The organism is Actinoplanes sp. NPDC051494 (assembly GCF_044454705.1).
In the GTDB taxonomy this organism is placed as follows: Bacteria; Actinomycetota; Actinomycetes; order Mycobacteriales; family Micromonosporaceae; genus Actinoplanes.
Genome location: NZ_JBITDZ010000005.1, coordinates 65,021 through 87,608, shown reverse-complemented (window position 1 = coordinate 87,608; position 22,588 = coordinate 65,021). Strand labels below are relative to the sequence as shown.

Sequence of the window (22,588 nt, the reverse complement as noted above, 5' to 3'; positions counted from 1 at the left end):
TGAGCGGGCGAGTGACGACAGCGGTGGCGACCGCTCTGCTGGTGGCGTCGTGTTCGGCCGCCCCGCCGCCGGCCGCTCCCCTGGGCACGGCGCCGCAGCCGGTCCCGGTGACCACGCCGCCCCCGGCGACGAAGGCTCCCATGGTGCGGATCATGCCGCTGGGGGACTCGATCACGGCCGGGGCGAGGTCCAGCGACGAGAGCGGATACCGTACGGACCTGCTGCGCCTGCTGACCCGGGCCGGCTGGCGGGTCGACATGGTGGGTTCGCAGGAGTCCGGCGACGGCCCCGACCCCGACCACGAGGGGCACTCCGGCTGGACGATGACCCAGCTCGCGCGCCGGCTCGACGGCTGGCTCGCCCGCTCGCGCCCGGACGTGATCCTGCTGCACGCCGGCACCAACGACCTGCGCGACGACCAGGACGCCCAGCTCGCGCCGCAGGTGCTGACCCGGATCCTGGCCCGGATCGCCCGGGACCGCCCGGGCGCGCAGGTGTTCGTCGCGCAGATCATCGGCAACCGCGACCTCGGCGACGGGGCGGTGCGGCAGCGGCGCGCGGACGCGTACAACGCCCAGGTCCCGGCGATCGTCGCGGCGGCCGGCCCGAACTTCCACCTCGTCGACCAGCGTGCGGTGCGGGGCCGGGACCTGGCCGACAAGCTGCATCCCGCCGACCGCGGTTACCGGCGGATGGCCCGGACCTGGTTCGCCGCCCTCCAAGAGTTATAGAACTATCGCCGCAGTTATGACATGATGCGGCAAGAGTTCTATAACTTTGGAGGTCGTCATGACCCTGACCACCCCGCGGCTCGTCCCGCGCGCCATGCCCGAACCGGCGACCGGCGGCCGGTTCGGTGCGTACGGCGGACGGTTCGTCCCGGAGTCCCTGATCCCGGCCTGCGCCGCCCTCGAGGAGGCGTTCCGCGACGCCTGGGCGGACCCCGGGTTCCGCCGGCAGCTCGACCTGTTCCGGACCGTGCACGCCGGCCGCCCCACCGCGCTGACCCCGGCCTGGAACCTCTCCGCGGAGCTCGGCATCACGCTGCTGCTCAAGCGCGAGGATCTCGCCCACACCGGCTCCCACAAGATCAACAATGTGCTCGGCCAGGCCCTGCTGGCCCGCCGGATGGGCAAGACCCGGCTGATCGCCGAGACCGGGGCCGGTCAGCACGGCGTGGCGACGGCGACCGCGGCCGCCCTGTTCGGCCTCGGCGCCACGATCTACATGGGCGAACGCGACATCGAGCGCCAGGCGCTCAACGTGTTCCGGATGGAGCTGCTCGGCGCCGAGGTCGTCCCGGTGACGACCGGCACCCGGACCCTCAAGGACGCCACGAACGAGGCCATGCGCCAGTGGGTGGCCGCCGTCGACGACACCCACTTCTGCCTCGGCTCGGTGGCGGGCCCGCACCCGTACCCGTGGATGGTCCGGGAATTCCAGAGCGTCATCGGCGAGGAGGCCCGCCGCCAGTGCGCGGCCGAGCTCCCCACCGCGGTCCCCGACGTGGTGGTGGCCTGCGTCGGCGGCGGATCGAACGCGGCGGGCACGTTCGCGGGCTTCGCCGCCACGACCGCCCGGCTCATCGGCGTCGAGGCGGCCGGGGGAGCGGCGATGACCGACGGCGCCCCGGGTGTGGTGCACGGCTCGCGCTCCCTGGTCCTGCAGGACGCCGAGGGCCAGATCGGCGAGGCCCACTCGATCGCGGCCGGCCTGGACTACCCCGGTGTCGGCCCGGAACACGCCCACCTCGGCACGACGGGCCGGGCCCGCTACGTCACGGTCACCGACGACGAGGTCCTGGTGGCCCTCCGGCGCCTGGCCCGCACCGAGGGGATCATCTGCGCCCTCGAATCGGCCCACGCGGTCGCCTGGGTGCTGCGCGCGGCCGGCACCCCCGACCTGCCCGCCGGCTCCACGGTCCTGCTGACGCTCTCCGGTCGCGGGGACAAGGACATGGCCCAGCTCCAGGAGATGTCATGACCCTGCGCCTGCCCACCGACCGGCCGCTGCTGGTGCCGTACATGACGGGTGCCCTGACCGACGACTGGACCGACTACCTGCTCGCCTTCCAGGAGGCGGGAGCGGACGCCATCGAGGTCGGGCTGCCGTTCTCCGACCCGATGCTGGACGGCCCCACGATCCAGCGGGCCGCCGACCGGGCCCTGTCGCGGGGCGCCACGATCGAGGCGATCCTGACCGACCTCGAGGCGGCCCGCCCCGCGCTGACCGTGCCGATCATCCTCTTCGGATACGCCAACCTGCTGCTGCGCATCCCCGTCGACCGGATGACCCGGGCCGGCGTCTCCGGCCTGATCGTCCCCGACCTGCCCCTCGAGGAGTCCGCCGCGCTCGAGGCCGCGACCCGGGCCGCGGGCATCGACCTGACCCTGCTGGCCACCCCCGCCACCCCCGACGACCGCCTGCGGGAGATCTGCCGCCGGTCCCGCGGATTCGTGTACGCCGTGAGCGTCATGGGCGTCACCGGTGAACGCACCACGCTCGCCCCCGGCGCCCTCGACCTGGCCGCCCGCCTCAAGACGCTGCTCACCCCCGCGCCGGGGGGTCCGCAACGGTTGCCGGTGCTGATCGGGTTCGGGGTGTCCACCCCGGAACAGGCCGCCGCGGCGGGACGCGCCGGGGACGGTGTGGTCGTGGGCGCGGCGCTGATGCGTAGGGTGCTCGACGGGGCCACACCCGCCGATCTCCGGCACCACGTCGCGGCCCTGCGCGCCGCGCTCGAGCTGGGGGTGTCCACTGCAACGCCGTACGCCGAAATATCAGGTGATCGCCGATGACCTGACCGCGAAGATCCGGGCCGGGGAGCTCGCCCCGGGCGCCATGCTGCCCCCGCAGAAGGAGCTGAGCTCCCGGTACGGGGTGACGCTGGTGACGCTGCGCCAGGCGTTGCAGCGCCTCGAGGACGAGGGCCTGCTCTCCCAGGAGCCGGGCCGGGGCACGTTCGTGACCTCGCCCCGGCTGATGTACCGGCTCGATTCGCTGCGCGGCCTGGCCGAGGACCTGCGGGCCCAGGGCCAGAGCGTCGCGACCCTGATCGTCGCCCAGGAGCTGCGCCGGCCCCCGGCGTGGGCGGCGGCCCGGCTCGACATCCCGGCGACCCGGCGGGTCCTGCGCCTGGAACGCCTGCGCCTGCTGGCCGGGCGCCCGGCCGTGCACCAGCTGTCCTGGGTGCCGCAGCCCGCCGGGGTGCCGCTGGCCGAGCTCGACTACAGCGACGCGTCGTTGTACGCGATCCTGGCCGACCACGACATCGTGGTCCACCGGGCCTCGGAGGTGCTGCGCCCGGGAACGCTGGACGAGGAGACCGCCGCGACGATGCGCCAGCCGCCGGGCACCCCGGTCTTCGTGTCCGAGCGGGTCACGTTCGGCCTCGACGACCGCCCCGTGCTGGTGGACCGCGCGACGATCCTCGGCACCCTGATGGAGATCCGCACCGAACGCGGCGCCACCGGCATGTCGATGCAGTGGAGCCGCCATCAGCACTGACACGTCACGCGGACAGGCGTTGCTCCAGCACCTGCGCGGGCCAGCCGTCGACATCGAGGGAATGCGTACGCGTGAAGCCCTGGCTCTCGTAGTAGCCGACCAGTTTCCCGTCACCGCCGGCGAAGCAGTCCACCCGCACCAGTGACACGCCGGACTCCCGGGCGATCCGGCGCGCGTGCTCCAGCAGCTCCCGCCCGATGCCCCGGCCCTTGCGGGACCGGTCGGTGACCAGGAGCCGTACGAAGACCTCCGGTTCCCCGGCGGCCGGCATCGTGGGCAGCGCCGGGCCCACGGCGAGGGCACCGACCACCTCGTCGCCGGGCTCCTCCCCGGTCGTGGCGATCCACAGGCCGTCCATGGCGACGTACCCCTCGACCTGCCTGATCCGCCGCGGGGAGTCCGACTGCCGCGCGGTGCCCCACTGACCGGTCCGGCCCTGCGAGACCAGCCACGCGGTGGCCCCGTCCAGCAGGTGCAGCACCGCGGCCACGTCATCGGCCGTCCCGCGCCTGATCACCGTCATCGGACCACCCGGTAGGTGACGTGGGAGACGAGCGAGGCGGTGCGCCCGGAGATCTGCTCCAGCGTCAGCGGGGGCACGCCGTCGAACAGGCGGTCGCCGGTGCCGAGCGTGACCGGGGCGACGTGCAGCCGCAGCTCGTCGATGAGGCCCGCGGTGAGGAACTGGTTGATCGTGGTGGCACCGCCGGCGATCGAGACGCGGCCGTCGCCGGCGACCTCACGGGCGCGGCCGAACGCGTCCTCGACCCCGCCGGTGACGAAGTGGAACGTGGTGCCGCCCCGCATCTCGAGACTGTCGCGCTCGTGATGGGTGAGGACGAAGACCGGCTTGTGGTACGGCGGGTCCTCGCCCCACCACCCGGTCCACTCCGGGTCCCACTCGCCGCGCCCGGGGCTGAACATGTTGCGGCCCATGATGAAGGCGTCCGCCGCGGTGATCGCGTCGAGTTCCGCCTTGTTCTCGTCGGGCGTCTCGATCATCCAGCGGGTCAGCACGTCGACGGCGCCGTCACCGAACGGCCGGTCGAGCCGCTGGCGGGGCCCCGACGAGAAGCCGTCCACCGAGACGGCCAGGTCACAGGTCACGTATGTCATGATTTGGACCGTACCGACAACCGGTTGTAATGTGCAAGTGGTGTAGGGGTGATGCGGTGGAAGGGGTGCGGTGGACGACGACCATCGGTCGGGATGCCCGATCAACCTGTCGCTCGAGGTGCTCGGCGACACATGGTCGCTGCTGATCATCCGCGACATGATGTTCGGCGACCGGCGGCACTTCCGGGCGCTGCTCACCCGGTCCGAGGAGGGCATCGCCTCGAACATCCTCGCCGACCGGCTGCGGCGGCTCACCGCGCAGGGCATGCTCACCTCCGCCCCGGACCCGGGCCACAAGCAGCGGATCCTGCTGAGCCTGACCGAGCCGGCGATCCAGCTCGTGCCGGTGCTCGCCCACCTGGGGGCCTGGGGCCGGCGGCACCTGCCGGTCACCCCCGAGCTGGCCGTCCGCGCGGAGCTGCTGGAACGCGGTGGCCCCGCGCTGTGGGAGGAGTTCATGGCCGAGCTGCGCGAGCTCCACCTGGGCGTTGCCCGTCCGCCGGGCACGGCATCGGTGCTCACCCGGCTGACCGGTGCCTACCTCGCCGAGGTCGCCGCCCGGGAGCGGGGCCCCGTGACGCGGCCGTGAGCGGGCCCGGCCCGGCCGATATCCTCACCGGCATGCCCGTGGCCCAGGATCTCGCATCGTTGCCGTACGCCCGGTTCCTGCGGCCCCTCACCGGGGAGCTCGAACGCGACGGCGACTACACCGAGGTGCACCTCGACGCCGCCGAGATCGACGGGGCCGAGGCCGGTGGCGCCCGGTTCGCGCAGAGCGCGCTGACCGGGATGACCTTCACCGGCGGCGACTTCGGCCGGGTGAGCTTCAGCGACGTGTGGATCGCGCGGAGCCGGTGGATCGGCACCAGCTGGGCCCGCGCGGACCTGATGGACGTCACGGTGCTCGACGGGGTGCTGGCCGGGGTGGAGGCGTTCGGCGGCGGGTGGCGCCGGGTGGTGGTGCGGGGCTGCAAGATCGACAGTCTCAACCTGCGCAGCGTACGGCTGCAGAACGTCGAGTTCCGCGACTGCGACCTGTCCGAGGTCGACTTCGGTGGCGCGACCCTGGCCGGGGTGACGTTCCCCGGCTCGGCGATCCGGCGGGCCCGGTTCGGCAAGGCCGTCGTGCAGAAACTGGATTTCCGCGGCGCCCGGGAGCTCGACATCGCCCAGGGATGGGACGACCTGCGCGGGGCGCTGATCGACCACGACCAGCTGGCCGAGGCCGCGCCCGCGCTGGCCCGGGCGATGGGCCTCGTGGTCCGGGACAAGGGGCGCGGCTGAGCCGCACGGTGACTCAGCTGGTGACGTCGCGCCCGGCGAACCGGGCCCAGGCCGCCGACAGGAACACCACGATGTAGGCGAGGGCGGTGAGCAGGCCAGGCCGCAGGGCGCCCAGCGAGACCGGGTCGCGCAGCAGCTCGCCGAAATCGCGCCAGTGCTGGGTCAGCAGGTACGGGTGGAGCCAGTCGAGCTGGGGGACCTGCCCGAGCACGAAACTCGCCACCGTGAGCATGGTCAGCGCGATCGTCGCACCCATGGGCTGCTCGGTCAGCGTCGACAGGAACAGGCCGACGGCCCCCAGGGCGGCCAGGCACACCCCGAGGTACACGCAGACGGCTAGCAGCCTGAGCAGCGCCGCGCCGAGACCGATCCGGCTCCCCGAGAGGGTGGTCACGTCACCGCCGCCGAACAGGAGCAGGCCGGAGACGACGCCCGAGGCCGCCACCACCAGCGGGGCGAGGAACGCGCCGAGCAGGATCCCGGCGTACTTGACCGCCAGCAGCCGGATCCGGCCGACCGGGACCGTCAGCAGATACCGCAATGTGCCCTGGCTGGCCTCACCGGCCACCGCGTCGCCGCACAGCATGGCGACGGCGATCGGGAGGAACAGCGTGAGCTCCACGCTCAGCCCGGCCAGGGCGACGAAGAAACCGTTGCCGGCGATCTGGGCGAAGAAGTCCGGGCCCGCCCCGGGACCACCCTGCCGGTCCGGCGCGGCCACCTTGATCGCCACGGCCAGCACGACGGGCACCGCGGCCAGGGCGGCGAGCCCGGCCTGGTTGCGGCGGCGGGCGGCGATGAGGCGCAGCTCCGAGGCGAGGAAGCGGGCGGAGAACCGGCCCCGCACCACGGGCGGGGCGGGTTCAGCCGGAGACATCGAAACCCTGTCCGGTCAGGTGCACGAACACGTCCTCGAGGCTGGGCGCCTGGACGGTGAAGCCGCGCACCGGGACGCCGTCGTGGACCAGGGTCGCCACCACCTTCTCCGGGGCCACCGTGCCGAGCCGGCCGGAGGCCTCCGCCGCGGTCTCGGTGAGGCCGGTGAGGCCCAGGGCGCGCAGGACCGTGGCGGCCGCGGCCGGCTGGTCGGTGAGCACCCGGGCCCGGGGCTCGGCGTCTGCCCGCAGGTCACCGAGCCGCTGCTGGGCGACGAGTGCGCCGCGGTGCATGACGCCGACGTGGGTGCAGACCTGTTCGACCTCGGCCAGCAGATGGGTGCTGAGCATGACGGTCGCGCCCTCCGCCGCCAGCGTGCCGATCAGGGTGCGCACCTCACGGGTGCCCTGCGGGTCGAGCCCGTTGGTCGGTTCGTCGAGGATGAGCAGGTCGCGGGGGGTGAGCAGGGCCGCCGCGAGGGCCAGTCGCTGCTTCATGCCGAGCGAGTAGGTCCGGAACCGTTTGCCGGCCGCCGCGGACAACCCCACCCGGTCCAGCGCGGTGGCGATACGGGCGTCCGCGGTCCGGCCCGCGGCGGTCCGGTCGGCCGCGTCGACGCGGCGCAGGTTGTCCCGGGCCGACAGGTACGGGTGGAAGCCCGGCCCCTCGACCAGCGCGCCGACCCGCGGCAGGACCGCCGCGGCGTGGTCCGGCATCCGCTCGCCGAGCAGGGTGTGGCCGCCCGAGCTGGGGGTGATCAGCCCGAGCAGCATGCGGATCGTGGTCGTCTTGCCGGAGCCGTTGGGGCCGAGGAAGCCGTACACCGAGCCACGGGGGACGGCCAGGTCGACGGTGTCCACCGCGACCTGGCCGCCGAACCGCTTGGTCAGCCCGTGCGAGGCGACCGCGAGGTCGGTCATCTACCCGCTGCCTCGTACAGCTTCTCCGGGGCGACCGCACCGACGAGGATCCGGCCGTCGTCGGTGAGCAGGGCGCTGAACAGCGCGCTCTGCAGCAGGCGACCGCTGCCCCACGCGCCGCTCACCTCGGGCAGGGCCCCGGTGACGGCGTCGAGCTGCGCGGCGCCGGTCTTGCCGCCGGTCTTGGCGTCGTCCTTGGGCAGGGTGGCCACGAGGACCGAGGTCCAGCCCGTGCCGACGACCTTGGTGCCGGCCGGCGGCGCCGAGGGCTTGCCCTGGTGGGACCGCGGGGCCTGGCCGGCGTCCGCCGGTGCGGCCTGCTCGGTCACCTCGGTGCCGGGCGGGGCGTTGAAGACGAACTGCTCCGGGTCCGGCGTCTCGAAGCTGACCTGCTGGAACGCGATGCGTACGGCCGGGCTGTCGGCGTCCTTGGCGTACACGTCGACACCGAGCGGGATGTGCTTCTCGCCGTCGATCGCGAGGCGCACCTGCCCGACCAGCGACGCGGTGTCGCGCGGCGTGAGGACCAGCTCGTACGCGTCGCGGCCGGCCACCCGGGCGGCCCCGGTCGTGGTGATCGCGGTGGTCGGGTCGATCGCGGCGAGGGCCGCGTCGGCGGCTTCCTGCGGGGTCGACGGCACGCCCTGCGGCAGCGTCGTCTGCTTCCGGCCCCCGAGGGCCTGCGCGGGCAGCGTGTAGTGCGCCGCGGTGTTGCCGGAGCTGCGCCACAGCCACACGTCGGAGCCGTTGCGGATCACGTCGGTCTCGCCGAGCGTGCCCAGCAGCGCGAGGCGCACCTTGTCCTGCCCGGCGTACCAGACCCGGGCGGTGTTGCTGCCGGCGACGAGGTTCATCAGCTCGGCGCCCCCGGCGCCGCCCCCGGTGAGCCCGGGCAGAGCGGGCAGGCCCAGGTCGGCGGTCTGCACGACGGTGCCGGACAGTCCGTCGACCTTGGCGTTCTGCACGTCGACCAGCAGCTGGGCGGCGCTGCGCTCGGGCAGTGTGGGGTCCGCGCTGGCCGCGATCGTTCCCGCCGCCGCACCGCCCCCGATGACGACGACCGCAGCAGCGGCCGGTACGAGCCAGCGCAGCGCCGGCCTCGTCCTGAAGACACTCACGATGTCCACCTCCCGTGTTGTTGTGCCGCCATCGTGCTCCCGGCCGCCTGTGACGCCGCTGAGAAGGCCCCCTAAGGGTCTCACCCCTGAGCTGTCGGGCGGACCACGATCTCGTTGACGTCGACGTCGGCGGGTTGATCGATCGCGAACGCGACGGCCCGGGCGATGGCGTCGGCCTCCATGGCGATGGACTTCCACCCGGTGGCTGCGGCGGGCACGAAATCGGTGTCGGTGACACCGGGGGAGACCGCGGTGACGCGGATCGCCGGGCCCATCTCCTGGCGCAGGCCCTCGCTCATCGTGCGGACCGCGTTCTTGGTGCCGGCGTACACGACCTGACCGGGGACGATCCTCAGGCCGGAGGTGGACACGACGGTGACGAAGTGGCCGCTGCCCTGGGCGCGGAAGACCGGCAGGGCGGCCGCCACGCCGTACACGAAACCTTTGATGTTGACGTCGATCATGTCTTCCCAGTCGTCGACACCGAGGTCGTCGACCGGTGCGACGGTCGCGACGCCCGCGTTGGCGACCAGCACGTCGAGGCGGCCGAAGCGCTCCTGGGCGAGGCCGACCAGCGCGGTGAGGTCGTCGCGGCGGCGCACGTCGGTTCGCGACCACGCGACCTGGCCCCCGGCGTCGGTGATGCGTCCGGCGAGATCGGCGAGGCGGTCCTCGCGGCGGGCGCCGAGCACGACGGCGGCTCCGGAAGCGGCCAGCCGCAGTGCGGTGGCCGCGCCGATGCCACTGCTCGCGCCGGTGATAGCGATGATCTTCATGAGGTCTCCTATGATTAACCGGACAGCTGTCCGCAACGTTAGCGGACACGTGTCCACTTAGCCAGGGAGAGTCATGACACCACCGCGCGCCGACGCCGAACTCAACCGTGGGCGGCTCCTGGAGGTGGCCCGCGCGGCCCTCACCGAGCGCAGCGACGCGACCCTGCAGTCGATCGCGAAACAGGCCGGTGTCGGGCAGGGCACGCTCTACCGGCACTTCCCGACCCGGGAGGCGCTGCTGCTGGCCGCCTACCGCGAGGACGTCGTGGAGCTCATCGACGCCGCCCCCGCGCTGCTCGCCGCGCACCCGCCGGTCGCGGCGCTACGGCTGTGGTTCGACCGGCTGGCGTCGTACGGGAGGATCAAGCACGGGGTCGCGGAGGCCGTGCACGCCGCCACCCGGGCCGAGATCTCCGGTGACTACTACCCCCGGGTGACCGCGGCCATCACGCTGCTGCTGGACGCCGGCGCCGCGACCGGCGACCTGCGCGCCGACGTGACCGCCGACGACGTGCTGCTGCTCGTCGGGTTCCTGTGGCGGCTCGACAACGACGGGTGGGAGTCGCGCGCCCGGCACCTGCTCGACGTGGTCATGGACGGTTTGCGTGCCCCTGGGGCCGGCGTGCCAAGGTAGACGGGTGCGAGTTCTGGTGGTGGAGGACGAGGAGCGGCTGGCGGCCGCGCTGCGGCGAGGGCTGCAGGCCGAGGGATTCGCCGTCGACGTCGCGGCCGACGGGCAGGACGGGCTCGAGCTCGCCCGGCACGGCGACTACGACGCGATGATCCTCGACGTCATGCTGCCCAGGCTCTCCGGTTACCGGGTCGTGCGGCAGCTGCGGGCCGAGCGCAAATGGCTGCCGGTGCTCATGCTGTCGGCCAAGGACGGGGAGTACGACCAGGCCGACGGGCTCGACTGCGGTGCCGACGACTACCTGACCAAGCCCTTCTCGTACGTCGTCCTGCTCGCCCGGCTGCGCGCGCTGCTGCGCCGGGGCAGCCCGTCGCGCCCGGTCGTGCTGCGCCACGGTGACGTCGAGCTCGATCCCGCCGAGCGCCGGGTGACCGTCGCCGGTGCCGAGGTCGTGCTGACCGCGCGGGAGTTCGCGCTGCTGGAATACCTCATCTCCCGGCCCGGCGAGGTGGTGTCCAAGACCGAGCTGCTCGACCACGTGTGGGACGCGGCGTTCGAGACCGCCGCCAACGCCGTCGAGGTCTACGCCGGCTACCTGCGCCGCAAGATCGGCCGGGAGCGCCTGGAGACGGTCCGGGGCGCCGGTTACCGCCTGGCCGCCGCCGTGCCGTCACCCCCGCCCGGGACCTGACATGGGCTGGTTGCGCCGGCTCAGCCTGCGGGCGCGGCTGCTGCTCGTCTCGGTCGTCACCCTCGTCGTCGGGCTGGCCGGCGGCGGTGCGGTGCTGGTCGCCACCATGCACTTCGCGCTGCTGCGCACCGCCAACACCGAGGCCCTCGAGACCGCCACCGCGGTGGCCGGCCTGGTGAATTCCGGGTCGCTGTCCGAGGTCATCCCGGTCGCCCCGACGGTACGCGTGCAGGTGGTCGACGCGAACGACAAGATCCTGGCCGGCTCGCTGGGTGCCGACCGGCTGACCCCCATCCTGTACGACCGTGAGCGTGCGGAACTGGCCGACCGGGACGGCACGTACATCCCCGGGGCCCGGATCGGTCTCGAGGGCCGGGTGCGCGTGGTCGCCGTCGCCGCCGGCCCGGCCGGCCGGCGGGTGACCGTGCTCGTCGCCCGCCCGGCCGGGGACCTCGCGCAGAGCGTGCACCTGCTGCGCACCGCGCTGCTGGTGACGTTCCCGCCGCTGGTGGCGCTGCTCGCGCTGGTGTCGTGGCGGCTGCTCGGCGCGGCGTTGCGCCCGGTCGAGTCGCTGCGCGCGGGCGCCGAGGAGATCACCGGCGGGGCGCGGCCGGGACGGTTGCCCGTACCCGACTCCGGCGACGAGGTGCACCGCCTGGCCGTCACCCTCAACGACATGCTGCACCGCCTGGAGGCGGCCCGGGCGCGGCAGCGCTCGTTCGTCGCGGACGCGGCGCACGAGCTGCGCAGCCCGCTGACCAACATGCGCACCGAGCTGGAGGTCGCGCAACTGCTGCCGGACACCACCGACTGGCTCGCGCTGTCCGCGGACGTGCTCACCGACGTCGAACGGCTCAGCCGGCTGGTCGACGACCTGCTGCTGCTGGCCCGCGCGGACGACGCGACGACCCGGGCGCCGGCACCGCGCACCGAGGAGATCGAGCTCGGGCAGCTGCTCGGCGAGGTCGCGGCCCGCTACCCGGACGTCGAGTACGAGCGCCCCGCGGTGCCGCTGCTGGTCGCCGGGGACCGCGACGCGCTCGCCCGGGTGGTGGCGAACCTGCTGGACAACGCGACGAGGCACGCGGCCCGGGCGGTACGGCTCACCGTCGCGCCCGACGGGGCGTACCGCAAGATCGCGGTGACCGACGACGGCCCGGGCATCCCCGCGGCCGACCGGGACCGGGTCTTCGACCGCTTCACCCGCCTCGACGACGCCCGGGCCCGTGACGCCGGTGGCTCGGGGCTCGGCCTGGCCATCGTGCGGGAACTGGTGCGCCGCCACCACGGGACGGTCGCGCTGCGCGGCACGGTCCCGCCGCCCGGTCTGCGCGCCGAGGTCCGCCTGCCGGCAAGGTTGTAGGAAGTCGCGGGAACTTTCCGCGCCCGGGCATCGACCAATGCTCCGAGCCCGGCGCCGCCGCCGGGTGGATCCGAGTGGAAGGTCTGAGATGTCCCTGCTGAAGCGTTCGGGTGTGATCGGCGCGACCGTCGCCGCGTTCACCCTCGCCCTTGCCGTTCCCGCGTCCGCGCACGTGACCGTCAACCCCGGCACGGCCACCCAGGGCGGCTACGCGAAGGTCACGTTCCGCGTGCCGAACGAGATGGACACCGCGAACACCACCAAGGTCGAGGTCAACCTGCCCACCGACACCCCGCTCGCGTCGGTGTCGCTCAAGCCGGTCGCCGGCTGGACCGTGGTCGCCGAGAAGGCGAAACTGGCTACCCCGGTCGAGGTGCACGGCGCGCCGCTGACCGAGGCGGTCAACAAGATCACCTGGACGGCGACCGGGGACGCGGCGATCAAGCCGGGCCAGTTCCAGGAGTTCGACGTGTCGGTCGGCCCGCTGCCCGAGACCGGCCAGGTGGTCTTCAAGGCGCTGCAGACCTACTCCGACGGCACGATCGTGCGCTGGATCGACGAGCCCACCACCGACGGCACCGAGCCCGAGAAGCCGGCCCCGGTCCTCAAGCTCACCCCGGCCGCCGCCACCGACGCCCCCGCCGCGGCCACCGGCCCGACCGTGGACGCCTCGGCCGCCGACGACGAGGGCGACGGCAACGGCACCGGATTCGGCATCGCCGGCATCGTGCTCGGCCTCGCGGGCCTGGTGCTCGGGCTGCTCGCGTACCGCCGCTCGGGAGCCACCACCGCCCCGGTCGCCACCCCCGCCGCCCCGACCAAGGCGGAGTGACCGACGACGAGGTGACCCGGTGGGCGCTGGCCGCCGGCCGCGGCGACGCGGACGCGGCGGCGGCGTTCATCCGGGCCACCCAGCGTCAGGTCTGGCGCTTCCTGCGGCACCTGGCCGGTCCCGGCGACATCGAGGACCTCACCCAGGAGACCTACCTGCGGGCGCTGCGCAGCCTGCCGGGTTTCGCGGGCCGCTCCACCGCCCGCACCTGGTTGTTCACCATCGCCCGCCGGGTCGCCGCCGACCACGTCCGGGCGGCGGTCACCCGGCCCCGCACCGCGACGGTCGAGGACTGGCAGAGCGCGGCCGACGCCGCCACCGCCGCGGACCGGCCCCGCTTCGAGGAGGACGTCGCCCTGCGCGACCTGCTCGCCGGTCTCGCCCCGGAGCGGCGGGAGGCGTTCGTCGCCACCCAGCTGCTGGGACTCTCGTACGCGGAGGCGGCCGAGGTCTGCGACTGCCCGGTGGGCACGATCCGCTCCCGGGTGGCCCGGGCCCGCGAACAGCTCATGGTCACCCTGGCCGAGTCCGGCCACGACCGCCGGGTGGTTTAGCCGCTCGCCGACGGGCTCCCGCCCGCCGGCCCCGGCCTACTCGGTCGCGGTGTACGCCTCGTAGGTCCGCCCGGCGCTGGCCCGGGCGGCCTCCGGGTCGTCACCGTAGGCGATCGCGGCCGCGGCCCACGCGTCGGCGGTCAGCCGCATGAACTCCTTGCCCTGCGCGGTGGCGACCCAGGCCATGGCCACCCTCGGGTCGAGCTCCGCGGCGGGGTCGCCGGACAGATAGTTGGCCAGACCGAGGAAGCCCGAGTCCCAGCCCATGCCGACCGCGGCCGGACCGTACAGGTCCCACAGCTCGGCGGCGACCGGGGCGACATGCTCCAGCTCGAACCGGGTCCGGCCGGCACCCTCCGGGACCAGCCGCACCTCGACCCAGCTGATCTGGTCGCCCATCTCCCACGTCGCGGCATACCCGTTCGGCTTGTCGCAGCTGGTGATCGTGCCACCGGCGTTGCCCTCGAACTGGAACCGGCCGCCCTGCACCAGGTCGCCGGAGACGGGCAGGAACCAGCGCGGGATCCGCTCGGCGCTGGTGACCACGTCCCACAGATCATCGAGGCCGGTGTCGTAGACCTGGCTCAGGGTCACGACCCGGGCCTGCCCGGCCTCGAGGGTACGGTCGCCGAGTGTGCGCCGGACGGCGTTGACCTGCTGCTTCACATCGGTCATGCGGGATCTCCCGGTTCGTTGTCCGCCGCTGCGAGACGGCGTTGTCGTTTACCACGGGCCACCTCGGTGGCCATCGCGTCGAGGTGCGGCGCCCAGAACCGCCGGAACCGCCCCAGCCACACGTCGGCCTCGCGCAGCGCGGTGTCGTCCACCGCGTAGAGCCGCCGCGCCCCGTCGGCCCGCACGGTGGCGAAACCGTTGTCCCGCAACACTTTCAGGTGCTGGGAGACCGCCGGCTGGGAGATCCCGAACTCGGCCCGGACGACCTCGGTGACGGCCCCGGAAGCCTGCTCACCGCCGGCCAGCAGCTCCAGGATCCGGCGCCGCACGGGGTCGCCGAGCACATCGAACGCGTGCACGGACGCCACGATATCAGGCCACACTTATATAAGCGATGTCTTAATCCCCGGCGGGTCGCAGCCGTCCCTGCCAGGCTGAACCCATGCGACCAGCCGGCCCCCGACCCCCGGCGCCCCGGCCGTGGGTGGCCGGGCTGCGCATGGCCGGACTGCGCATGGCCGGGACGGTCTGGCTGCGGATGGTCTGTCTTGCGGTGTGTCTGGGCATGCCGGCGGGGTGTGGCGATCCGGACCCGCGGCCACCGGCAGCGGCCGGGTCGCCCTCCGCTGTGCTGCCGTCACCCTCGGCGAGTTCCGCGGCGACCTATCCGGCGGAGACCTCTCCCGCGGCCACGTCGGCGGCGACCACCCCGGTGCCGGAGCCGGCCGTGACCGTGAGCCGGGGGTGGGAGGTGACCGTCTACTACACGGCGGTGGAGAAGTTCCATGACGGGGCGGAGACGACGGTGACCGGGTGCCCGACGATCAGCTGTGCCAACGGTGACGACGACCTGGGGGCGTACCCGGAGGATTTTGTCGCCGCGGTCGAGGAGGAGGGCACCGGGCGCACGGCCGACGGGACGTACCTGAACTGGTCCTACGACACCGGGTACTGGCTCGACACCGCGCCCCGCGACACCGCCGGGCACGCGCTGCGGGCGTTCGCCTCGGCCGCCGCCGACCCGGGGGTGCTGGTCCGGGGCACCCGCTTCCGGATCACCGGCTGCGGCACCGCCGACGACGGCTCACGCCCGGCCGCCGAGGTCTGTGCCGCGTTGCGGGACGCCCGGTGGGAGGTCACCGACGAGTTCACGCCCGGGCTGGGCGGCAGCCGGCACATCGACGCCTACATCGGCGAGGAGACCGGGCCCGGGTTCACCGACTCGGCGTGGTACCTGACCCTGAGGAACGCGACGCTGGGCGTCGGGTGAGTCAGGACGCGTACCGTTCCCGGGAGCGTTCGCGGGCCTTGGCGGCCTCCACCTCGCGGTCCTTCGGCGGTGCGGCGGTGACCAGCTCCTCGAGCAACGCGGTCGTCGCCGCGGCCACCGCCGCGACGGCCCGGTCGTAGGCGGCCTGGTTGCGCTGCGAGGGCTTCGCCGCCCCGCCCACCTTGCGGACGTACTGCAGCGCGGCCGCCTGCACCTCGCCGGGCGTCGCGGGCGGCTCGAAGTTGTGCAGCTGACGGATGTTTCGGCACATGACCCGAGCGTAAACCCTCAGCCGGGCGGCAGCCGGCGGGCCGGGCCGACTGTGCCAGGGACGTCGGAGGGCGGGGCGGGTAGGTTCGCCCGGTGACCGTGGAGCTTCAGGAGCCTGTGACCGATGTGCCCACCGCCGGCGGGCGGTCCCCGGGGCGGCGGCGGTGGGTGGTGGCGCTGCTCGTGCTCGTGCTGCTGGGGCAGATGGCGGCGGTCATGATCATCACCGCGGTGCAGCAGACGCCGACGATCGACGAGCCGGTGTACGTCGGCACCGCGGTCACCTACCTCGAACAGCACAGCCTGCGCTACAACCCGGAGCATCCGCCGCTCGGCAAGCTGATCATGGCGGCCGGGCTGGCCGTGGTGCAGCCGAGGCTCGATCCCGCGTTCCGGGGCGACCAGAGCGCGCTGGGTCGGCACGTGCTGTATCAGGCGGGCAACGACCCGTACGAGATGATGTTCTGGGCCCGGTTTCCGATCATTCTGCTCACGCTGCTGTTCGGCCTGGTGGTGTTCCTGTTCGCGCGGGATCTGACCGGGCCGGGCGGGGGGCTGGTCGCGCTCGGGCTGTACGCGTTCTCGCCGGACGTCGTCACGCACGGTTCGCTCGCCACGCTCGACGTGCCCGCGATCGGGTTCCTGCTGACCGCGGTGTGGCTGACGTGGCGGGCCCGGAGCACGCGGCCGGTGCTGTGGCTGGGGCTGGCCGGGGTCGCGCTGGGCGCTGCCATCGGTACCCGGATGAGCGTGCTTCCCGCCGTACCCGTCGTCATGGTCCTGGCATTTCTGGCGGTGCGGAAGCGGGGGTGGCCGCGGGCCGCGGGCATCACGGTCGGGGTGGCGGTCGTCGCCGTGGCCGTCGTGTGGCTCACCTACCTGGCCGTCGACCCGCGGCTGCGCTTCCTCGAGCCGATCGGCATGCCGCAGGTCCACGGGTTGCGCGGGCTGTTCGTGAACCTGTTGCCGCTGCCCGAGCCCTACCGCGACGGCATGCGGATCCAATTCGGGTTCGAGGACTCGACGTTCAGCGGGTTCCTGTTCGGGCAGCGTTACGAGGGCTCGCTCTGGTATTACCTGCCCGCGGCGCTGCTGGTGAAGACGCCGCTCGGCATGCTGGTGCTGTGGGTGGCCGGGGTCGTCTCGGTGCTCGTGGTGCCGCGGCTGCGCCCCGCCGCGCTGTACGTGCTGGTGCTGCCGGCGTTGCTGCTGGCGCTGGCGATGACCGGGGCCCGGGATTTCGGCACCCGCTACGCCATCTTCCTGCCGATCTTCCTGGCGGTCGCCGCGGCCGGGGTGGTGACGCTGCGCTGGAGGTGGGCCCCGCTCGCCGCCGGGGTGCTGGTCGTGTTCGTGGCGGTCAGTTCGCTGCGGACGTTCCCGTACTACCTGCCCTACTCGAACGAGGCGTTCGGTGGGCCGGCGAACACGCACCTCAACCTGCACGACTCGAACGTCGACTGGGGCCAGGACCTCGGGCGCCTCGCCGACCACCTGCGCGCGGAGTACCCCGGCGAGCCGGTCTGGCTGGTCTACAAGGGCGCCGGGCTGCCCTCGGCGTACGGGATCGAGGGCCGCAACCCGCTGCGGGTGCCGCCGGCCGACGTGCACGGCCTGCTGGTGGTCTCGGACAGCTCGGTCGCGAAGGCCACCGGGGCGCTGAAGGCGCTGCTCGCGACCAGCGGCGAACCGGTCGACGAGGTCGGGCACTCGATCAGCATCTACCGCCGCCGGTAGCGCGGAAACGCCCTCGTGGTGGCGGATCCGTGCCGCATAGTGAAGCCGTGGTGGGCAGAGCGTTCGGGAACCTACGGGTCGGTGTCAAGATCGGGCTCGCGGTGGCGGTCGCCCTGCTGGCCGGGGGGCTCATCGCGGCCCTCGGGCTGATCGGGCTGAGCCGGGCGAACGACAACGCCCGCGAGATCTACGAGGGGAACCTGCGGCCCTCGGTCACGCTCGCCGAGGCGCAGGGCGCGTTCGACGACGAGATCTTCGACCTGTCGATGATGAACATCGCCGCGACCACGGCGGACACCGAGCAGCGGCGCAAGGGTGCGCTGGCCGACGACGTGACCGCGCGGGCGCAGCTGACCGCGTACGCGGATCTCGGGGTCGACGCCACCCAGCGTGCCGCGCTCGACCAGGTCACGCAGGCGCTGGACGATTTCGCGACGGTGCGCGACGGGCAGCTGATCCCGGCCGCGACCAGCAGTGACAACGCGGCGTTCGAGAAGGCCTACGACACCGGCGCCGCGCCGATCGTGGACCGGGTCAACGTAGCCCTCGACGCGTTGGAGGCGTTCGAGGCCAGGAGTGCCGCCGAGGCGGTCGCCGCCACCGCCGCGACGTACCGTACGAGCCGGAACCTGGTCTGGGCCTGCCTGGTCGCCGGCGTCGTGCTCGCCGCCGGGCTGGGGATGATCACCGTACGGCGCATCACCCGGCCGCTCGGCGAGGTCTCCGCGACCCTGAGCCGGGTCGCGGACGGCGATCTCACCGGGTCGGTCACGGTGCGCTCCGGCGACGAGGTCGGTGCGATGGCGGGTGCGCTCAACCGGGCCACCGGCAGCATGCAGGGTACGGTCCGGGCGCTGGGTGGCGCCGCGCACTCGCTGGCCGCGGCGGCCGAGCAGCTGCAGGCCACGAGTTCGCAGATCGCCGGCAGCGCCGAGGAGGCGAGCAGCCAGGCCGGTGCCGTGGCGGCCGCCGCGGAGCAGGTCAGCCGCAACGTCGACACCGTGTCGGCGGGCTCGGAGCAGATGGGCGCGTCGATCCACGAGATCGCGCAGAACGCCAACCAGGCCGCCGAGGTCGCCGGGCAGGCGGTGACGATGGCGCAGACCACGAACGAGACGGTGTCGCAGCTGGGGGTGTCGTCGGCCGAGATCGGCAACGTGATCAAGCTGATCACCGCGATCGCGGAGCAGACCAACCTGCTCGCGCTCAACGCCACCATCGAGGCGGCCCGGGCCGGGGAGATGGGCAAGGGCTTCGCGGTGGTGGCCAGTGAGGTCAAGGACCTGGCCCAGGAGACCGCCCGGGCGACCGAGGACATCGGGGCCCGGGTGACCGCGATCCAGAACGACACCGGGACGGCGATCACCGCGATCGGGGAGATCAGCGAGATCGTGGCCCGGATCAGCGACTACCAGACCACGATCGCGGCGGCGGTCGAGGAGCAGACCGCGACGACCGGTGAGATGAACCGCGGGGTCAGCGAGGCGGCCGGTGGGATCAACGAGATCGCCCGGGGCGTCGAGACGCTCGCGGCGGCGGCGACGATGACGACCGAGGGCGTCGCGGACTCGCAGCGCGCGGCCACCGAACTGGCCCGGATGTCCGGCGAGCTGCAGAGCATGGTCGGCGCGTTCCGGGTCTGACGGAGAGCATGCCTAGGCAGCGGTGCGGAGCCAGCCCAGGACGTGGTCGGCGACGCCGCGCCAGCCGGAGTCGACGGTCAGCGAGTGGCCCCGGCCGGGGAACTGCTTGAGGTCGGTGGTCGAGGTGGAGTTGCCGTACAGCTTGTAGGTCGCCCGGGTCACCACGTCCGGGACGGTGTGGTCCTCCTGGCCCGAGACGGGCAGCAGCGGGCCGCGGGCCGCACCGGTGTCGACGGCGGCGGGCGAGTTCGGACTGACGTTCGCGAACGCCGCCTCGAACAGCGGGCGGCCCGGCGACGGGATGGTCCACCGGTCGTACAGCTGCTGGGACTCCTCGGCGGTGATCGCGTTGCCGAAGCCGTACCGGAACTGGGCGGCGGTGAGCGAGACCGCCCGGCCCTTGTTGGCGGGGTTGCCCAGCACCGGGAAACCGGAGCGCAACTGCGCGAACGGCAACGGCCTCACGCCCTTGATCTGCGCCGGGTCGATGGCGACCCCGGCCGCGCCGAGGCCCTGACCGAGCAGTTTCTGTACGATCAGGCCACCGAACGAGTGTCCGACGAGGATCGGCGGGGACGGTAGCGCGCCGATCACGGCGGCGTAGTGGGCGGTGACGGCGTCGATGCCGACGCCGGCCACGGCCGCGGGGTCCCGGCGGGCGGCGGCCACGGTGTCGGGCTCCCCGGGCCAGCCGGGCGCGACCGGGGTGTAGCCCTCGGCGGCGAACAACTCGCCCCACGGTTCCCACGACGAGGCATGCAACCAGAGACCATGGATGAACAGGACCGGGGTACGCGGCTGAGTCATGCCGGGAACTCTCGTCGCGCAGTCATCACGCCGGGATCCGTCACCTGACCTAATCGAGCGCGTCGCGCAGGGCCGCGCGCGACGTGATGCCCAGTTTCGGGAAGATGCGGTACAGGTGGGCGCCGACCGTGCGCGGGGACAGGAACAGCCGCGCGCCGATCTGCTTGTTGCTCAGGCCGGTCGCGGCCAGCTCGGCGATGTGACGTTCCTGGGTGGTCAGCTCGGCCCGGGCCGGGACCCCGGAGGCCAGCTCGTGGCGGGCGCGTTCGCTCCAGGACGTCGCCCCGAGCGCGGCGAACGTGTCGTGGGCCCCGGTCAGCACCGCGCGGGCCTCGACGACGCGCCGCTGCCGGCGCAGCCACATGCCGTGCGCCAGCGCGATCCGGGCCCGCTCGAACGGGAACGCGGCCGCGGCCGGGTGCGCGGCCACCGCGGCGTACGCCTCGTCGCACGGACCGGTCATCGCGAGCGCGCCCAGGGTCAGCAGCGCGAGACGCGGGGAGATCCGGTCCAGGCGGGCGTCGCGGGCGGCCTCGGCATGGGTCCGGGCCGGCCCGTCGCGCCCGGTGTGCAGCCCGGCCTCCACCAGGTCGAGCAGGGTGCGCGGGGCCTGCTGGGCGTACGGCGCGAACTCGCCCGGGGTGGCCAGGCCGGTCGCGTACGCCCAGGCGGTCTCGTAGTCCCCGATGCTCTCGGCGTACCCGACGAGTTGTCCCACCCGCCGGGGCCGCGCCCACCGGTCCACCGTGGCCTGCAGCTCCGTGGCACGGGCGAGCTCGCCGCGCTGGGCGGCGACGAGCCCGAGGAAGACCCGGAACTGGTGGCCGAACAGCTCGTAACCGTGCTCGGCGGCGAGGCCGATCCCGCGCTCGCCGATCCGCACCGCCTCGTCCCACCGCCCGGACGCGGTGTGGTCGAGCATCGTCAGATGCATCATGGTCATCATGTTGGTGATCGCCCCGGCGTCGCGTTCCCGGTCGACGATCCGGGACAGGTACGGCCGGAAGTCCGCCAGCGCGTCGACCCGGTAGGCGCACACCCCGAGCCGCATCACGTGCCACGGCGGGTTGTCGTCGAGCGTCGCCGCCGCCCGGTGCAGCCTCTCGGCCACCCCCGCGCCGCGCCGCACGATGTCACCCCAGGTGTCCCGGAACAGCAGCGTCGTGGCGGGCAGCCGCCCGGCCAGCTCGTCGACCAGCTCGTCGGTCTGCGCCCACAGCACCGGATCGGTGGCGAACTGGGCGATCGCGAGCAACAGCGTGACCAGCCAGTCCACGGTGTCGTCGCCGGCCGTCGCGGCGTGTGCCCGCAGTGTCTGCGCGACGCTGCGGTGCAGCGAGACGTCCCCGTCGCGGTAGAGCCCGACGTATCCCGCGCTGAGCACCGCCGCCGGGGTGGCGACCTCCCCGGCGGCCCGCGACAGCGTCTCGGCCCGGGTCAGCAACCCGGCCTGCCCGGCGATGAACGCGGCGTCCCCGAGGCGCCGCGCCCGGTCGGCGGGCCGGTCGCTGAGCTCGGCGGCCCGGGTCAGCCACCCGACCGCGGTCGCCGCACCGCCGCGCCGGGTCGCGGCCTGCGCGGCCCGTTCCAGCGTGTCGGCGACGACCGGATCGGGGTCGACGGTCGCGGCGGCCAGGTGCCCGGCACGCCGGTGCAGGTCGTGGGGGTACCGCGCGGCCAGGTCGGCGTGTGCCGCCCGGCGCTCGTTCGGCGAGGCCAGCTGCACCACCGCGGAGCGCACCAGCGGATGCCGGAACCCGATCCGCCCGGTCGCCGGGTCCACGTCGAGCAGTCCGACCGCCCCGGCGCGCGGCTGGTGGCCGCCGACCGGCCGGTGCCCGTCGAGCGCGGCCCGCAGCAGGTCCGCGCGTTCGCCGTCGGGCAGCTGCCGGATCCGGGCCGCGAACACCCGCTCCAGGCGCCGGGGCAGCGGCAGGTGGGTCATCGCGGTCAGGTCGGCATCGTCGCCGATCGCCGCCGGCAGCTCGACCAGCGCGCCGAACGGCTCCCGCTCGCGGACCCCGACCGCCACGCTGATGCCCTGCTCGCCGAGCCGCCGGGCGACGAACGTCAGCACCTGCACACTCGGTGCGTCGAACCACTGCCCGTCGTCGGCGATCAGCAGCAGCGCCCGCTCGGCGGAGGCCAGCGCCAGCAGATCGAGAACGGCGATCCCCAGCGCCATCACCGACGGCGCGTCCCCGGTGCCGCGGAACGCGCCGTCGAGCACGGCACGCTGCGCGGGGTCCAGCCGGTGGGTCAGCGGCAGGAAGGTGTGCACCAGCTGATGCAGCGCCGCGTACGGGATCCCGGTCTCCGCCTCGACGCCGGCGGCCCGGACCACCCGTACGCCCCGGTCCCGGGCCACCCGCGCCAGCTCGTCGAGCAGCATCGTCTTGCCGACCCCGGCGTCCCCGCCGACCAGCAGGGCCCCGCCGGTGTCGAGCAGCGCCCGCAGCCGCGCCCGCTCGTCGGCGCGCCCCACGATCCCCGGTCCCGGCACGCGCGCATCGTAGCG

25 protein-coding genes are annotated in these 22,588 nt (G+C 73.7%); 14 read left to right on the top strand and 11 right to left on the bottom strand.

Annotated features, from left to right (window positions below; genetic code table 11):
* The first annotated feature begins 11 nt into the window (after window positions 1-11).
* The 4 genes from ACIA6A_RS19520 to ACIA6A_RS19505 are packed head-to-tail and all read left to right on the top strand — an operon-like array spanning window position 12 to window position 3,507.
* Window positions 12-731 (top strand): SGNH/GDSL hydrolase family protein, encoded by a 720-nt coding sequence (locus ACIA6A_RS19520; RefSeq protein WP_396099108.1) that lies wholly within the window; start codon window positions 12-14, stop codon window positions 729-731.
* 58 nt (window positions 732-789) lie between these two features.
* Complete coding sequence (gene trpB, locus ACIA6A_RS19515; RefSeq protein ID WP_396099107.1) at window positions 790-1,983, top strand: tryptophan synthase subunit beta; 1,194 nt, start codon at window positions 790-792, stop codon at window positions 1,981-1,983.
* A complete protein-coding gene (gene trpA, locus ACIA6A_RS19510) occupies window positions 1,980-2,798 on the top strand; it encodes a tryptophan synthase subunit alpha (RefSeq protein WP_396099106.1) in 819 nt (272 codons plus the stop codon). The genes trpB and trpA overlap by 4 nt, the downstream gene beginning before the upstream one ends.
* Complete coding sequence (locus tag ACIA6A_RS19505; protein WP_396099105.1) at window positions 2,785-3,507, top strand: GntR family transcriptional regulator; 723 nt, start codon at window positions 2,785-2,787, stop codon at window positions 3,505-3,507. Before trpA ends, ACIA6A_RS19505 begins: the two co-directional genes overlap by 14 nt.
* A 4-nt stretch (window positions 3,508-3,511) precedes the next feature.
* Here the strand turns inward: ACIA6A_RS19505 and ACIA6A_RS19500 are convergent, their stop codons facing one another.
* Both ACIA6A_RS19500 and ACIA6A_RS19495 read right to left on the bottom strand, forming a co-directional pair.
* Window positions 3,512-4,030 carry a GNAT family N-acetyltransferase gene (locus tag ACIA6A_RS19500; protein WP_396099104.1) on the bottom strand — a complete coding sequence of 173 codons (519 nt, stop codon included), beginning with the start codon at window positions 4,028-4,030 and terminating at the stop codon, window positions 3,512-3,514.
* Window positions 4,027-4,623 (bottom strand): dihydrofolate reductase family protein, encoded by a 597-nt coding sequence (locus ACIA6A_RS19495; protein WP_396099103.1) that lies wholly within the window; start codon window positions 4,621-4,623, stop codon window positions 4,027-4,029. The genes ACIA6A_RS19500 and ACIA6A_RS19495 overlap by 4 nt, the downstream gene beginning before the upstream one ends.
* Before the next feature lie 70 nt (window positions 4,624-4,693).
* Between ACIA6A_RS19495 and ACIA6A_RS19490 the strand changes: the two genes are divergently transcribed.
* Entirely contained in the window at window positions 4,694-5,212 is a 519-nt protein-coding gene (locus ACIA6A_RS19490) for a winged helix-turn-helix transcriptional regulator (RefSeq protein ID WP_396099102.1), read from the top strand.
* 32 nt (window positions 5,213-5,244) lie between these two features.
* The gene (locus ACIA6A_RS19485; RefSeq protein ID WP_396099101.1) at window positions 5,245-5,907 is read left to right on the top strand and encodes a pentapeptide repeat-containing protein; all 663 of its coding nucleotides are present in this window, start codon (window positions 5,245-5,247) and stop codon (window positions 5,905-5,907) included.
* Between the two features lie 13 nt (window positions 5,908-5,920).
* Here the strand turns inward: ACIA6A_RS19485 and ACIA6A_RS19480 are convergent, their stop codons facing one another.
* From ACIA6A_RS19480 to ACIA6A_RS19465, 4 genes are all read right to left on the bottom strand, one after another.
* Window positions 5,921-6,784 carry an ABC transporter permease gene (locus tag ACIA6A_RS19480; RefSeq protein WP_396099100.1) on the bottom strand — a complete coding sequence of 288 codons (864 nt, stop codon included), beginning with the start codon at window positions 6,782-6,784 and terminating at the stop codon, window positions 5,921-5,923.
* The gene (locus ACIA6A_RS19475) at window positions 6,771-7,703 is read right to left on the bottom strand and encodes an ATP-binding cassette domain-containing protein (protein WP_396099099.1); all 933 of its coding nucleotides are present in this window, start codon (window positions 7,701-7,703) and stop codon (window positions 6,771-6,773) included. Before ACIA6A_RS19475 ends, ACIA6A_RS19480 begins: the two co-directional genes overlap by 14 nt.
* Complete coding sequence (locus tag ACIA6A_RS19470) at window positions 7,700-8,821, bottom strand: outer membrane lipoprotein carrier protein LolA (RefSeq protein ID WP_396099098.1); 1,122 nt, start codon at window positions 8,819-8,821, stop codon at window positions 7,700-7,702. The genes ACIA6A_RS19475 and ACIA6A_RS19470 overlap by 4 nt, the downstream gene beginning before the upstream one ends.
* A gap of 80 nt (window positions 8,822-8,901) precedes the next feature.
* The gene (locus tag ACIA6A_RS19465; protein WP_396099097.1) at window positions 8,902-9,597 is read right to left on the bottom strand and encodes an SDR family oxidoreductase; all 696 of its coding nucleotides are present in this window, start codon (window positions 9,595-9,597) and stop codon (window positions 8,902-8,904) included.
* A gap of 73 nt (window positions 9,598-9,670) precedes the next feature.
* Here ACIA6A_RS19465 and ACIA6A_RS19460 point away from each other — a divergent pair, with 73 nt between their 5' ends.
* The 5 genes from ACIA6A_RS19460 (at window position 9,671) to ACIA6A_RS19440 (ending at window position 13,668) form a co-directional block, all read left to right on the top strand.
* The gene (locus ACIA6A_RS19460; protein ID WP_396099096.1) at window positions 9,671-10,231 is read left to right on the top strand and encodes a TetR/AcrR family transcriptional regulator; all 561 of its coding nucleotides are present in this window, start codon (window positions 9,671-9,673) and stop codon (window positions 10,229-10,231) included.
* Window positions 10,232-10,235: 4 nt separating this feature from the next.
* Window positions 10,236-10,919, top strand: a complete 684-nt coding sequence (locus tag ACIA6A_RS19455; protein WP_396099095.1) for a response regulator transcription factor — start codon at window positions 10,236-10,238, stop codon at window positions 10,917-10,919.
* A gap of 1 nt (window position 10,920) precedes the next feature.
* Window positions 10,921-12,282 (top strand): sensor histidine kinase, encoded by a 1,362-nt coding sequence (locus tag ACIA6A_RS19450; RefSeq protein ID WP_396099094.1) that lies wholly within the window; start codon window positions 10,921-10,923, stop codon window positions 12,280-12,282.
* Window positions 12,283-12,370: 88 nt separating this feature from the next.
* Window positions 12,371-13,114 carry a YcnI family protein gene (locus tag ACIA6A_RS19445; protein WP_396099093.1) on the top strand — a complete coding sequence of 248 codons (744 nt, stop codon included), beginning with the start codon at window positions 12,371-12,373 and terminating at the stop codon, window positions 13,112-13,114.
* On the top strand, window positions 13,111-13,668 hold the full coding sequence (locus tag ACIA6A_RS19440; protein WP_396099092.1) for a sigma-70 family RNA polymerase sigma factor: 558 nt from the start codon (window positions 13,111-13,113) through the stop codon (window positions 13,666-13,668). Before ACIA6A_RS19445 ends, ACIA6A_RS19440 begins: the two co-directional genes overlap by 4 nt.
* A 36-nt stretch (window positions 13,669-13,704) precedes the next feature.
* On the opposite strand, the gene ACIA6A_RS19435 is transcribed toward ACIA6A_RS19440, so the two are convergent.
* Both ACIA6A_RS19435 and ACIA6A_RS19430 read right to left on the bottom strand, forming a co-directional pair.
* Window positions 13,705-14,343 carry an SRPBCC family protein gene (locus ACIA6A_RS19435; protein WP_396099091.1) on the bottom strand — a complete coding sequence of 213 codons (639 nt, stop codon included), beginning with the start codon at window positions 14,341-14,343 and terminating at the stop codon, window positions 13,705-13,707.
* Window positions 14,340-14,702 carry an ArsR/SmtB family transcription factor gene (locus ACIA6A_RS19430; protein WP_396099090.1) on the bottom strand — a complete coding sequence of 121 codons (363 nt, stop codon included), beginning with the start codon at window positions 14,700-14,702 and terminating at the stop codon, window positions 14,340-14,342. Before ACIA6A_RS19430 ends, ACIA6A_RS19435 begins: the two co-directional genes overlap by 4 nt.
* An 83-nt stretch (window positions 14,703-14,785) precedes the next feature.
* On the opposite strand from ACIA6A_RS19430, the gene ACIA6A_RS19425 reads away from it, so the two are divergent.
* Entirely contained in the window at window positions 14,786-15,613 is an 828-nt protein-coding gene (locus ACIA6A_RS19425; RefSeq protein WP_396099089.1) for a hypothetical protein, read from the top strand.
* 1 nt (window position 15,614) lies between these two features.
* Here the strand turns inward: ACIA6A_RS19425 and ACIA6A_RS19420 are convergent, their stop codons facing one another.
* Window positions 15,615-15,884 carry a DUF2277 domain-containing protein gene (locus ACIA6A_RS19420; protein WP_396099088.1) on the bottom strand — a complete coding sequence of 90 codons (270 nt, stop codon included), beginning with the start codon at window positions 15,882-15,884 and terminating at the stop codon, window positions 15,615-15,617.
* Window positions 15,885-15,976: 92 nt separating this feature from the next.
* Between ACIA6A_RS19420 and ACIA6A_RS19415 the strand changes: the two genes are divergently transcribed.
* Window positions 15,977-17,620, top strand: a complete 1,644-nt coding sequence (locus ACIA6A_RS19415; protein WP_396099086.1) for an ArnT family glycosyltransferase — start codon at window positions 15,977-15,979, stop codon at window positions 17,618-17,620.
* Window positions 17,621-17,667: 47 nt separating this feature from the next.
* Window positions 17,668-19,263, top strand: coding sequence for a methyl-accepting chemotaxis protein (locus ACIA6A_RS19410; RefSeq protein ID WP_396099085.1), 1,596 nt, complete (start codon window positions 17,668-17,670; stop codon window positions 19,261-19,263).
* 12 nt (window positions 19,264-19,275) lie between these two features.
* On the opposite strand, the gene ACIA6A_RS19405 is transcribed toward ACIA6A_RS19410, so the two are convergent.
* Both ACIA6A_RS19405 and ACIA6A_RS19400 read right to left on the bottom strand, forming a co-directional pair.
* Window positions 19,276-20,070: an alpha/beta hydrolase gene (locus tag ACIA6A_RS19405; RefSeq protein WP_396099084.1), complete on the bottom strand. Its 795-nt coding sequence runs from the start codon at window positions 20,068-20,070 to the stop codon at window positions 19,276-19,278.
* Between the two features lie 49 nt (window positions 20,071-20,119).
* Complete coding sequence (locus tag ACIA6A_RS19400; RefSeq protein ID WP_396099083.1) at window positions 20,120-22,573, bottom strand: AAA family ATPase; 2,454 nt, start codon at window positions 22,571-22,573, stop codon at window positions 20,120-20,122.
* Window positions 22,574-22,588 lie beyond the last annotated feature (15 nt).